The 13333-nt window shown below is 44.7% G+C and carries 10 protein-coding genes; 8 read left to right on the top strand and 2 right to left on the bottom strand.

Annotated features, from left to right (window positions below; genetic code table 11):
- Window positions 1-48 precede the first annotated feature (48 nt).
- From AB4114_RS02295 to AB4114_RS02275, 5 genes are all read left to right on the top strand, one after another.
- Window positions 49-1704, top strand: coding sequence for a PucR family transcriptional regulator (locus AB4114_RS02295; RefSeq protein ID WP_441986919.1), 1656 nt, complete (start codon window positions 49-51; stop codon window positions 1702-1704).
- Between the two features lie 122 nt (window positions 1705-1826).
- On the top strand, window positions 1827-2942 hold the full coding sequence (gene ald / locus AB4114_RS02290) for an alanine dehydrogenase (RefSeq protein WP_441986918.1): 1116 nt from the start codon (window positions 1827-1829) through the stop codon (window positions 2940-2942).
- 7 nt (window positions 2943-2949) lie between these two features.
- Window positions 2950-3144, top strand: a complete 195-nt coding sequence (locus AB4114_RS02285; RefSeq protein WP_441986917.1) for a hypothetical protein — start codon at window positions 2950-2952, stop codon at window positions 3142-3144.
- Between the two features lie 338 nt (window positions 3145-3482).
- Window positions 3483-5129 (top strand): hypothetical protein, encoded by a 1647-nt coding sequence (locus tag AB4114_RS02280; protein ID WP_441986916.1) that lies wholly within the window; start codon window positions 3483-3485, stop codon window positions 5127-5129.
- A 24-nt stretch (window positions 5130-5153) separates the two neighbouring features.
- On the top strand, window positions 5154-6113 hold the full coding sequence (locus tag AB4114_RS02275) for an acetylxylan esterase (protein WP_441986915.1): 960 nt from the start codon (window positions 5154-5156) through the stop codon (window positions 6111-6113).
- Between the two features lie 27 nt (window positions 6114-6140).
- Here the strand turns inward: AB4114_RS02275 and AB4114_RS02270 are convergent, their stop codons facing one another.
- Both AB4114_RS02270 and AB4114_RS02265 read right to left on the bottom strand, forming a co-directional pair.
- Window positions 6141-7049: a helix-turn-helix domain-containing protein gene (locus AB4114_RS02270; protein WP_441986914.1), complete on the bottom strand. Its 909-nt coding sequence runs from the start codon at window positions 7047-7049 to the stop codon at window positions 6141-6143.
- A 1-nt stretch (window position 7050) separates the two neighbouring features.
- Window positions 7051-7257: a YrzA family protein gene (locus AB4114_RS02265; protein WP_436237274.1), complete on the bottom strand. Its 207-nt coding sequence runs from the start codon at window positions 7255-7257 to the stop codon at window positions 7051-7053.
- A 182-nt stretch (window positions 7258-7439) separates the two neighbouring features.
- On the opposite strand from AB4114_RS02265, the gene AB4114_RS02260 reads away from it, so the two are divergent.
- The 3 genes from AB4114_RS02260 (at window position 7440) to AB4114_RS02250 (ending at window position 13298) form a co-directional block, all read left to right on the top strand.
- Window positions 7440-9194 carry an ABC transporter ATP-binding protein gene (locus tag AB4114_RS02260; RefSeq protein ID WP_441986913.1) on the top strand — a complete coding sequence of 585 codons (1755 nt, stop codon included), beginning with the start codon at window positions 7440-7442 and terminating at the stop codon, window positions 9192-9194.
- Window positions 9178-10998, top strand: a complete 1821-nt coding sequence (locus tag AB4114_RS02255) for an ABC transporter ATP-binding protein (RefSeq protein ID WP_441986912.1) — start codon at window positions 9178-9180, stop codon at window positions 10996-10998. Before AB4114_RS02260 ends, AB4114_RS02255 begins: the two co-directional genes overlap by 17 nt.
- A gap of 86 nt (window positions 10999-11084) precedes the next feature.
- Window positions 11085-13298 carry a GDYXXLXY domain-containing protein gene (locus tag AB4114_RS02250; protein ID WP_441986911.1) on the top strand — a complete coding sequence of 738 codons (2214 nt, stop codon included), beginning with the start codon at window positions 11085-11087 and terminating at the stop codon, window positions 13296-13298.
- Window positions 13299-13333 lie beyond the last annotated feature (35 nt).

Raw genomic sequence — 13333 nt, 5'->3', positions numbered from 1 at the left:
CTTTTGGTGAAGCATAGATCGAGAACGAGCAGAGAGAAGTGAGTTTACATGCATCAAAACTATCAATTAACCGTTGAAGAGGTATTGGCACGCCCATCCTTTCAACAGGCTTATATCGCGGCTGGCAAAATGGGCTTAGGACGATTGGTACGCTGGGTTCACATTATCGAGGTGATTCAGTTTGAACAATTGCTGCAAGGTGGCGAGATGATCTTAACGACGGGTGCCGCATTTAAGAACGATACGAAATCGTTCATGATCTATCTAGAGCAGCTAATCCACAGAAACGTAACCTGTCTTTGTATTGAGATGGGACACTATATAAGTTCAGTTMCCCAAGCATGGATGGATGCGGCCGAGGCTCACGATTTCCCGCTCATTATTTTCCCGGAAGCGGTTCGATTTATTGATATCACACAGGATATCCATGCCCATATTATTAATCAGCATCATAAAGCACTTCAGGATTTGGAGAAAATATCACGTGAATTTCATCGCATGACGTTGTCTTCCCAGGGTGTCACGCATGTACTTGCTTTATTGCAGAGCAGCACGAAGGGTCAAGTTATTTATGTGCCAGTCGATGCTGGGCCGAAATTCACTCCGCCGCTTGGCAAACGGGAGTCAGCGCAATGGCTGGCTTTCCTAGCAAGCAGAAGTACAGAAAGCGGGTATGACGAAACAGGAGCAGGGTTGTATTTTGAAGACGTAGAGGGTCAATCCGTTATTGTTCAGCCTGTTGGGGCTATGGGCAAAACCTGGGCACACATCCTGCTCGTGCTGGATCGCAAGCCACAGGAATACGAGTATTTAATTCTAGATTCAGCCTCCCTGTCTATTGCGCAGGATTTGTTGCGGAAACGGTACATGGAAGAGCGGAAATTGTATTCGCAAACACTGTGGGTAGATGATCTGCTTCATATGCGCATTCAAGAGGAGGAGCAGATCAAGGAGCTGATCGGTGCCGAATTTAAACGTCTAAATGCACTAACGTATCAGGTTCTTTTGATCGAATTTGAGCAGGAGCAAGAAGACGGTATGACCGCAGAAGATGATGGGATCGAATCTGCGGGTCTGCATTTGTCACTCGCGGCTAGACCGATTTTTGAGGGGCAGCTATTTCACCCCTTAATTACGTTAAAACATAACAGACTTGTTGTCCTTGCCTTCGATAAAGCTCCTAAGAAACCAGCGAAGGATCGCTTACAGCATGTGCTTGACTCGCTTCAAGGGATGAAGGATCACGCGGGGACACGGTTGAAGATCGGCATTGGGCAACCTAATCAAAGCTTCTTGAACGCGCATCGCAGCTATCAGGAGGCACTCCAAGCGTTGTCATTAACAGTTACGCTGCAGCAGAAGAACGTCATGTTTTATGATGAGTTAGGCGTATTTGAACTGTTATTTCATATCGCGGACAAAGGCATTTTGGCGTCATTCATCCGATCCTATCTCGGTCCGATCATTGATCACGATAGCCTAAAAGGCAGCGAGCTGCTGCGAACGCTTAAAGTGTATCTCGACCATGATGGATCGAAGCAAATTGCTGCGCAGCAGCTTTTTATCGTACGACAATCTCTCTATTATCGATTGGACAAAATTGAAGAGCTGCTGGGCGCTGATTATATGCTTCCCGAGAAAAGATTGGCACTGCAAGTGGGAATCAGAGCCTATCAGCTCCTTCATCCGGAGAAAAAATTGTGAAAAGAAAAGCGGTAGTTTTTTGACAAAATGTCTAATGGCATGTAGCAAATTCTCTCTTATACTTGGAGACAAGTAGAGAGCGATCCTTTCATTAGGGGGTCCTCAAGAGAGGTTGATGGGGCATGATTATTGGCGTTCCGAGAGAAATTAAAAATAATGAGTTTCGCGTTGGCATGACACCGAGCTCGGTGCTTTCATACAAACAAGCAGGAMATGAAGTACGGGTCGAAACGTTGGCAGGGCACAGCATTGGGTTCACAGATGAAGATTATGAAGCGGCAGGAGCGACGATTGTTGCAACCGCAGCGGAGGTATGGTCGTCAGAGATGGTCGTCAAAGTGAAAGAACCACTGCCTGAGGAATATGGCTATTTTCATGATGGATTGATTTTGTACACGTATCTGCATCTTGCTCCTGAAGCGGAATTAACGCATGCCCTTGTTAGTCAAAATGTAACAGCCATCGCGTATGAAACGATCCAGCTTGACAATGGGAGCTTGCCGCTCCTGACACCGATGAGTGAAGTGGCTGGACGCATGTCAGTGCAGATCGGTGCTCATTTTCTAGAGAAGGCTCATGGCGGCAAAGGTATTTTGCTAGGCGGTGTCCCTGGTGTTGAGCCAGGTAAAGTAGCCGTGATCGGAGGCGGTATTGTCGGCGCAAATGCTGCAAAAATGGCCATAGGCCTTGGTGCTGACGTAACGATCATTGACTTGAATGCCGACCGGCTTCGTCAATTGGATGATCAATTTCACGGCCGTGTGAAAACAATCATGTCCAATCCCTACAACATCGCTGAAGTTGTACGCCGTGCGGATCTTGTAGTTGGCGCGGTGCTCATTCCTGGCGCTCGCGCACCACGGCTCGTGACCGAGGAGATGGTGAAAACGATGAGTCCAGGCAGTGTCATCATCGACGTTGCCATTGATCAGGGCGGATCGATCGAGACGATCGACCGCATTACAACCCATGATCAGCCAACCTATGTGAAGCATGGAGTCATCCATTATGCCGTAGCCAATATGCCGGGAGCCGTGGCGCGCACCTCTACATTGGCGTTGACGAATGTGACGACCAGCTATGGTCTACAAATCGCGGGCAAAGGCTTCGCGCGTGCAGCGCTCGATAACAAAGCCATCGCCAAGGGGATTAATGTGACACAAGGTCATGTCACATATCAAGCCGTAGCAGAGGCACATGGTTATGCGTACACGGATATTTATTCGCTGATTCGATAGAAATAAGATGAAGGGCCTCCGCGGGATTGCGGAGGCTCTTTTTCATGGGCAGGCGATTTCTAATTTCAAAATGGAATTGATGATGAAAGTAACGACTAGCTGTCCTAAGGTTCAAGACGGCTGGATGCTTACACTAGCCATGTTCTTACCGCAGATAGATGGATTTTATCCAGTTGCTGAAGTCCGTTTAAATATCAAATAGATGAATTTTCTGTAGTTATTTTCAGTGGAGTTGGCGGGATTGAAAAAAAGTGGGATATTTACCTACATACTTTACATTTAAATCGATTTTTCGGGGAGATTTCATCGAAATAGCTGTACAATTTCCAGTTAATCCGTTTCCACAAGGTCAGGAGTCGACAGGGAGTCCCCTGATGCTTCATAAGTAACCCAACCCACTAGCAATCCCACATCTCTCAAATTCGCATTGACGCTACATTTATTAACATATAAAATTGGTGAAGTGAAACGTTTCAACACAAGTTTTGGACTTCGAAAATGTTCTTCACTTGACTATGTTCCTCAATAGGAGATGACCAATTGACTACGATACAGCAACGCCAAGACGAAATTATTGCGAATATTGCGCAAGCAGCTTATAAACAGCCAGTTCTAAGCAATGGCTTTCTTTTTGAAGGGGACGTGCGTGACAATTTCTATTACGCATCTTATCTATTCGCTGCTTCTGTGGATCCCACGATCACCTTCGAAGGCGATCGCAAAGAGGCAAAGGATAAAGCTGAAGGTGTTTTCATTCACCTACTTGAGATACAAGATCAAGATCCAGCTAGCAGCACTTATGGTCACTGGCCACTCAATTTAAGACCAACGCCTCAAGAGGCGTCGAAGAATACATTGCCAGTTGAGCTCATGGGGAGCTTGATGGTTTATTTTGCCCAGCGATATCAAGAGCAGTTGAGTGAAGCGCTCCGCGTGGCATTTGATAAGACGCTTCGTCATATTTACGACAGCAACTTTTATCGGAAACCGCTAACAAGTTATGGTCATCACGAAGCCAAATATACGGCTGCGAAGCTGATTTTCGGACAACGTTATGAAGATGCTGCTTTAATCAAGGATGGTTACGAAAGTCTGCAATTGACACTCAAACGTGTCACAGCCAATGGGATGACCGAATACGGTGGACTGCCATGGTTCTGGCATTGGGTGCAGGCTTTTACCTGTGCGTGGCAGTTGATCCAAGATACAGACATCCGAAGCGAATTAGCTCGCATGCTGGACTATTTATGGAGCGAGCGCGCGACGTTCTACTTGGGTGGCGCTTGGATAGGCCCGCACGCGCGGATATGGCCGCATGACATGCCGAAGGATACGAATGTGCTGCACGATTATGTGCAATACGGGGACTTCAAGCTGCCGGCTCACATGCCAAGAACTGAATATGCGGGATTCCTTGCGTATGAAGCGCCAGCACAAACTATTCAGACTGCCTTGCATCGGTCATCAGTACCCGTCGAAATTAAACGACAAATTCCTAAACAAATCGGTCAAGCTCAAAAAGAGAATGATCATCTCCACAGTTATGTATACGTCACAGAAAGCTTTGCAATGGGCGGCATGTGGGAACGAATTCGCGAGTTCGACAACGAACAGCATCGCTGGGACATTGCGTTCCCGCTAGATCACGTACAAGGTGTGAATCATGCTTATTTTTTCCATCCGGATTTGGAGCAGCCAGAAGGAGATTTGCGCCATCAAAGCGAATACACAGAAGTGCTTTTTCATAAACAAGTAATTATGGCCTCTTATTCCATTCCAGAAGACCAACCTGGCTATATCAAAGGGTGCTTGCCGCTAGGTGAGTGGGTAGAGTCACCAAGTGGACTTTTTGGACGGGTAGGCAACGCCTTAATGGCCGTATACATCCAGCAACCGTATCATCGTGAAGTTCTGGAGGATCGTTGTTTTGTAACTAGTCGTGGTAGAACGAATGCAGTCGTCGTCGAATGCCTTGATCAATCCAATGCAGAGCTACTTAGCATTCGCGATGTTCACCATTTTGCAGAAATGATGAAAGACAAACAACCTACATACGGTGAAAATAACACGATTACATATACTTCCCTGTCCAATCAAACATTGTTGTTAAGCGGCGATCCAACGAAGGAAATCAGTCCACGTATTGATGGTGAAGTCATCGATTTCACTTCGTATACGATCGCTTAAATTCATAGAAATGAGGATGGACACATGCCTGCAGTTGATTATCCATTAGAAAAGCTTCACACGTACGAAGGACGAAATCCAAGACCTGAAGATTTTGATACGTACTGGGAGCGTGCAATCGCTGAAATGAAGGCGGTAGATCCCCAAATCGAGCTTCGACCAAGTGAATTTCAAGTACCTTATGCGGACTGCTTTGATCTGTATTTCACAGGTGTTAAAGGTGCTCGCATTTACGCGAAATATATTCGTCCGAAGAACATGACTGAACCGCATCCAGCTATTGTTCAGTTCCATGGCTACTCCGGTAATTCAGGTGATTGGAACGATAAACTTTCTTACGCAGCGCTGGGCTATTCCTTCTTCTCCATGGATTGCCGTGGTCAAGGTGGATTCTCGGAGGATGTTGGCGGAACCAAAGGGACGACTCTACGAGGACACATCGTTCGTGGATTGGATGATCACCCGGATCAGCTCCTGTTCCGTGATATATTCTTAGATACCGCACAGCTTGCTGGCATAGCAATGAGTATGCCTGAAGTGGATCCTGCACGCGTAGGCGCAATGGGAGGCTCGCAAGGCGGTGCGTTAACGATTGCTTGTGCAGCACTTGAGCCGCGTATTAAGAAACTAGCACCCGTCTATCCTTTCTTAAGTGACTATAAGCGTGTATGGGAGATGGATTTGGCGAAGGATGCCTATCAAGAATTGAAGGATTTCTTCCGTCGTCATGACCCACAGCACAAACGTGAAGAAGAATATTTCACGAAATTAGGCTACATTGATATTCAAAACCTAGCTAATCGAATTCAAGGTGATGTGATGATGGCCGTAGGTCTCATGGACACTGTATGCCCGCCGTCTACCCAATTTGCTGCTTACAATAAAATCACTGCAAACAAAAAGCTAGAAATCTTCCCGGATTTCGGACATGAAGGACTTCCAGGCTTCAACGATTTGACTTTCCAATTCATGATGGATCTTTAACAAATTAAAAAACCACTCTCATTCAATTCATGTGAGTGGTTTTTTGCGCTCAGCTTGCTGCTGGCGATATTGCCTCGGTGTGACACCGATCATTTTTTTGAAAAGCTGATTGAAGAATTTCATATCTTGATATCCGACACGTTCAGCAATATCGCTGATTTTATCGGAGGACTCACGTAAATACTGACAACACGCTTCTAACCGGGCATGCTGCACATACGTTGTGAAGCTCATACTTGTGAGCTTTTTCAATTGTCGTTGGAGCTGGCGTTCACTCAAGGAAAGCTTTGAAGCCGCCTCGACAAGCGTGATCGGATTGCTGCAATTCATTCGAATATATGTCAGCAAGTTTTCAATGCTATTCATGCTAGTTGGAGGAACTTGAGGATGCCGATCAAACTTCGCACGATGCATATAGACGAACAGTTGCTCAACACACGCTTGCATGACTGTAATAAAACCGGCTCTTCGAGCTTTAAACTCGAAATGTAATTGCTCAAACAATGGTTGGAACTCACCATTTTGTTCATGGAATGAAAGGAATTCTACACCGCCACTAGCGTCAGTTGCTTTTTGAAAAAAATGTGGAATTTCTTGCTCACCCATTGCCGCCGCATGCTGGAGTAATTGGTCCATCCATGCCTGTGTAAAAATACAATTATACACGATCAGCGGCTTATTCTGATTCGTAGATGCGGGACGAAATACATGAGATATGCCAACAGGCAAAAAGAAGAGGTCGCCTTTCGTAACATTCATACGAACACTGTCCATATAATGCGAGCCTCTGCCTTCTGCCACATAGCTGATTTCAATAAAATCATGTGTATGCTGCTGCATGTCGAAGGATTCATGAACTCGATTCACGTAGAGTGGGAGTTCGGGAACGAAATATAAGTGGCCTCCCGATTCCGTAATGCTGCGCTTCATCTTCATGCTATTTCACTTTGAAATGAACAACAGCGCTATACAGCATTTTCCCTGCATTCGGGTCGAATACGATGTTATGCTGGATGGCATATACATCGAGCATCAGCGCCTTGTTATTGTCGATTTGATCATTGATTTTCTTTTCAAGTGTTTTTAAATCATAAGCCTGAAAAAACTCAATTTTATTTTCGATACGATCTAAAATAAAGTCCATGATCCTGCGCCTCCTATAGGTCTATGTAAATTTATGACGACTTCTCTTATTATAACGTCAATATCTGATATAGGAAGTGGAACTGAATAGGCGTATACTGGGAAATGCATGGAACGGACGTTTTTAATACATGGAGAAAGACTTACAAGCGAGTCAAAATTGTAATAGGAAGTGATGTCGTTTTGAAGCCTACACGGTTATTGGTTGACTTCTTGTTAAAGAATTGGCCGGTGTATGTCATCGCCGCACTCTTGATTTCGGTAGGGAATATTGTTCACTCGTACTATCCCAAATTGCTAGGCATGTTTACGGACCAGCTCCAGAAGGGTGGACTCAGTAAAAGTTTAATTGCGCAGTACAGCGTGCAGCTACTCATAATAGGTGTTACGTTTGGTGTATTGTGCGCGATTGGACAGTACATGATTATGCGGAGCGGAAGACGATTTGAGTTCGAAACGAGAAATCGGTTATTTGATCATTTTACCCGGCTTGGAGCAACGTTCTATTCCCAAAATGGGGTCGGTAAGCTGCTGAGTTATGTGATGAATGATGTGACGGTTATTCGAGAGTCCATCTCTTTGGGAATCAACCAGATTACGAACTCCGTCATTTTAATAGCAGCCGCAATTGTTTCGATGTTGTTTAGCTCCATTCCGCTCTATGTCATTCTGATCTGTATCGTGCCCTTATTGCTCATTCCAGTGTTATCTGCTAAGTTTCAGCCAGTCATCAAGCAGCGTTCCTTACAAGTTCAGGAAGCATTGGGAACGATGACAGAATCAGCCGAGGAGCAATTTGGAGGCATTCGTGTTGCTAAGAAATTCGCTGTAGAACCGATCATGATTAGCAGATTTAGCGAAACGGTTGATCGGATTCGTGACAATCAGCTTCGGTTAGTACGACTTTCCTCGTTATTTGAAGCGTTAATTCCGTTTCTGGGTGCGGTATCGCTTATTATTGCGATTGCCTTCGGGGGCTATTTGACGATTCATGGGCGTATTACGATTGGGCATTTCGTTGAATTAACGTTGTATATTCGGATGATGGTGAATCCCTTACAACAAATTGGGCGTGTCATTAATGCGCTGCAGCGGTCACGAGCTTCCTTAGAACGAGTCAATGAGCTGCTAGCGAAGGAATCAGACATTAAGCAGAATGAGCTTGCTCAGCCTACGCACCTAGATCAGGAAGAGATTCGGATTGAGCATCTGTCATTTGCTTATCCGGATGATGAAGATGAAGTGCTTCATGATATCTCACTGACCATTGAACCAGGGAAATCGATCGGTATCATTGGTAAAACGGGCAGCGGGAAGTCTACGTTGATGAAAATCATGCTGCGAATCTACGATCCGCCGGAAGGAACAGTCTGGATCGGAGATAGCGATATCCGTGATGTGACACTTGAAAGTCTGCGGAATCAAATCGCTTACGTGCCACAGGAGGGCTTTTTGTTTAGTACATCGATTCGGGATAATATTGCCTTCTTCAAAAGGGAATCCTCCATAGAACAAGTGGAACGTGCTGCCAATAAAGCACAAATATTGTCCAGCATCGTGACATTTCCAGAAAAGTTTGAGACAAAGTTAGGTGAACGAGGAGTAACCTTGTCAGGTGGTCAGCGTCAGCGAACGAGCTTAGCAAGAGGTATTATTAAAGATTCGCCTTTGATGATTCTAGATGACAGCGTAAGCGCTGTAGATTCGGTAACGGAAAAGCACATTATTGATGCGATTCGGAAAGAACGAACGAATAAGACGACGATCTGGATTGCACATCGGATCTCTGCGCTTAAGCACACCGATGAAATCATCGTGCTGCATGAAGGAAGAATAGTTCAGCGGGGCACCCATCATCAACTGATAGCACAAGACGGTTTATACGCGGAGCTGTATGCCATTCAAGAAGGAGGTAACGACGATGTTCAAGCGGAATAAACTTCCACAAGATCTCAGTCAATCGAAAGCTTCCTTACGTTCGTTAGCTGTTTACGCCAAACCGCACAAGCTCACGTTTGCTGTTGTTGTCGTATGTGCCTTATTGGGTATCGCGGCAGATCTATTTCAGCCATATTTGGTCAAAATTGCAATCGACGACAATCTCATGATCGGGAAAAATGATTTCAATGCACTGATTAAGATCTGCTTGCTGTACGGGGTATTATCTATCTCTAGCATGTTTTTCAGTTACTTACAAAATAATTTGCTGCAATTCGCAGGTCAAAGCATTGTAGCCAAAATCCGCAAAGATTTATTTCAACATATTTTCAGGCAGTCGATGTCCTACTATGATAAAACGCCGAGTGGAAGCTTGATCACGCATGTGTCTAGTGATACGGAAACATTGAACCAGTTTTTCACCCAAGTGCTCCTAAGCCTTGTGCGTGATAGCATGACGTTGGTTTTCATTATCGTGCTCATGTATCATTTGGATCCGATGCTAACGTTGTATAGTATGATCGTCATTCCCATCATCGCTCTCATCGCGGTAGGTTTCCGTCAATATATGCGCAAAACGTATCAGCTATCACGTTCCAAGTTGTCCCAGATGGTAGCGTTCACAGCTGAAAACTTATCGGGTATGCACCTTATTCAAGCGTTCCATCAAGAGAAAGAGCAGATGAGTCGCTTTACGGATAAGAACACAGGTTATTTCCGAGCGAATCTAAGAGAGATCCGAACTAGTGTGTTATTTAACCGCTCTTTTGACATTTTGGGGAACTTATCCATAGCCTTTATTACTTGGGTGGGCGGTATTGCCGTCTTCGATAAAGCGATAGAGTTTGGTGTGCTTTACGCGTTCATTACGTATATTAGACAGTTTTTTCAGCCTATTAATAACATCACACAGCAATGGAATACACTACAATCCACACAAGTATCCATGAGTCGGATTTGGAATATTTTCTCGGCGCAACCGGAAGTCAAGGATAAAGAGGTTTCAGAACTGGTTCCGCTGGTTAATGTTCAAGGTGACATTCAGTTCGATCATGTGCATTTCGGGTATCAGAAGGATACCGCGGTCATTGAAGATTTGGACTTACATATCGCACCTGGCGAAATGATTGGGGTTGTAGGTACTACTGGTGCGGGCAAAAGCTCATTGATCAGTCTGCTCTGCCGCTTTTATGATGTGCAGGGAGGCGCCATACGTTTAGATGGCATTGATATTAGAGACATCTCCCAGGCGGATCTCCATCGAACGATTGGTTTGGTCCAACAAGAACCTTATTTATATGCCGGAAGTATTTTTGAAAATGTAAGGATGTTCGACCCCACGATTTCACGTGAGACGGTCATTGAAGCTTGCAAATTGGTCGGAGCAGATGCGCTCATCACGAGGATGAAGGACGGGTATGATTCACGAATTTCAGAAAGAGGCAGCGGGTTGTCGGCTGGTGAAAGGCAATTGATTTCTTTTGCCCGCATCATCGTATTTCAACCCAAGGTTCTTATTTTAGATGAAGCTACGGCTAATTTGGATTCACAAACCGAGCAGCTTATTCAAACGGCCTTGAACATTGTTGCTGAAGGAAGAACATCCATCGTGATTGCCCATCGGATATCAACCATTATGCATGCCGACCGTATTATCGTAATGAGTCATGGGGAAATTGTTGAAGAAGGCACACACACCGAGTTGCTTGCCATGCAAGGCATTTATGAACAACTCGTGCATCATTCACAAGGAAGTCATGCTCAAGAGAATGAAGCAGATGGTCGTATTTCATCCATAGGCTAATGATCAGGTACTAGGAATAGATAGTACTTCTCAAATCAGTGTTCTCCTGTAGAATTAGAAGCATAGTAAGAGAGGAGATGAACAGCATGAAAGCCAACAAAATCATGGTCCAACTTGGTTATGTACTGGGGGCTAGTGCTCTTTTAACTGCTATTGGTTACTTCTTTGCTTCTAACTGGGAGAAGTTGAACCGATTAGAGAAATTTATTCCTATATTTGTCCTTATATTGGGGTTTTACGGATTATCCGTTTGGCTTTCGCGCCAGGTGGGAAGAGAGTTTTTAAGTAAGTTAAGCTTGTTTGCCAGCTGTATTTCTTTCGGAGTTGGGGTTGGGTTGATCGGTCAAACCTATAATTCACACGCAGACAGTTATAGTTTGTTTCTAGTGTGGTTTCTACCAGCCCTTCTATTTGCGATCTTAACCCGATGGCAGCCCTATTATGTCTTGAGTTATATACTTGGACATTTAGCCTATGGACTGTTCTTCTTTCCAAAATGGGGCAGTTATTCCGAATCCGAAGGTGCTACAATCCTTATCTGGTTAGGGCTTGCGATCGTGAACGGTACCTTGTTCGTCTTATTTGAGAAAGGTCGCTTACAGTCCCCATTCCTCAAATGGGTGACCTTTCAAGCGACAATTTGTATATTCGTTATCTTGTCCGTATCCCATATGTTCGAGAGTTATGGGATTTGGATGAACTTGCCACTGATTGCCGCGCTGGCAGCAGCTGTCCTGTATGCACATCGGACACAGAGTAAAGTTTATCTGCTGTTCGCAGGGCTTTGGATTTCAGCCGCGATCACAACGAAGTACGTTGAATTGATAATTGAGTACCATAATGAACTCTTTTTTATCTTAAGCTTGTTGTTCGTGATCGTGTTTATCGGTGCGAATGTGATGTTTATGAACTATGTGCGTGCTTGGAAGCCATCTTCTGAGAAGTTAGAAGAGGGTATTGATACGGAAGAAACGACAGAAACCAATGGTGACGGAGACTTCACGAAGTGGATCGTACGTGTTCTTACGATTTCTGTCATTATCATTGGCTCACTGTTAGGAAGTTTCACGCTGATTGGGCTCGTGACTGTCGTGTTAGGGTTTGATGAGCCTGCTAATATTTTAATCGGCYATGGCTTTCTAGCTGTGATTGGGATGCTATTGGCGCGAGGATTTAATATATTAGCTCGCTTTACCATCTTAATCAGCGGACTCATGTTGGGTACTGGTGCTGCAGTTGTTACGGACAAATCGTTGATGCTGCTCATCTATTTAGCTTTAACACTTGTGGCTTTTGTTTTTTTACAGGGATTGATGACACGGATTCTCTTCTTCCTAACATCTATCATTATCTTGGCATTTGTCTTATTTGATTGGATCCATAGTGGCGTTGCCGTGCTTAGTATTCTTGCGGGATTGCTCTTCGTGCTTTTCGCTGGTGGTCAGGTGATTCGACTGTCAACATTCCGCGAGCCCGTCCTTTATAGCAGCTTCCCAGCTTTCTTATTAGCATTGTTTGCCTTAACCTTTATGACAGAGTCAGCGTGGTACTATACTACGAATGTGCTGTTCTTCGTTCTCGTTCTAGCGGCAATTCTGATAAGTCGACAGCTTCATATCAAATGGATATTTAATTGGTCGATGGGGTTCTGGATCGCTTTCCTCGTCTACAAATATTACGATTTAGCTTGGAAGCTCTTGCATAAATCCATCAGCTTCGCGATTATCGGTATTCTGATCATAGGAATCACAGTGTGGATTGAGAAAAAGAACGGACTCGAACCAGACGATGCAACGCAACCACAACTTGGGCTTGGATCGAATCGTTGGATCATCGCCTTATTAGTCTTACTTCAAGTAGCGGCTATGTCTTTGCAAATTGGCAAGAGCGAGTATCTTCTCAGTCATGGGAAGCTGATCAAGTTGCAGCTGCAACCATTGGACCCGCGTTCCTTGATTCAAGGGGACTACGTTCGTCTACGCTACACGATTTCAGAGCCTGAGATCTATCAGCACGTGGAAGATCTGAAGTCTAAAGGGAAAATTAGCGTTGTTCTTGCACTTGGCAGTACATCTGATGTTTATGAATTCCGTCGGGAATATAAGGTTGGCGAACAACTTGCCCCTGATGAAGTCCGCTTGAATGGTGAACGAGAAGGGTATGAAGGAATTAAATATGGTATCGAGAATTTCTTTATCCCAGAAGGCACCGGGAGAACGTATGAACAGAATGCTAAGTTTGCTGAAGTGAAAGTATCCGCTAACGGGGATGCGATCTTAGTACGATTAACAGAAAAATAAATTAGCATGTTAAGAAATTGAAAGAATGAGGTAAA

The organism is Paenibacillus sp. 2RAB27 (genome assembly GCF_052115445.1).
In the GTDB taxonomy this organism is placed as follows: domain Bacteria; phylum Bacillota; class Bacilli; order Paenibacillales; family NBRC-103111; genus Paenibacillus_E.
Note: the sequence above shows the minus strand (reverse complement) of the source record. Positions and strands in the feature narration are given on the sequence as shown.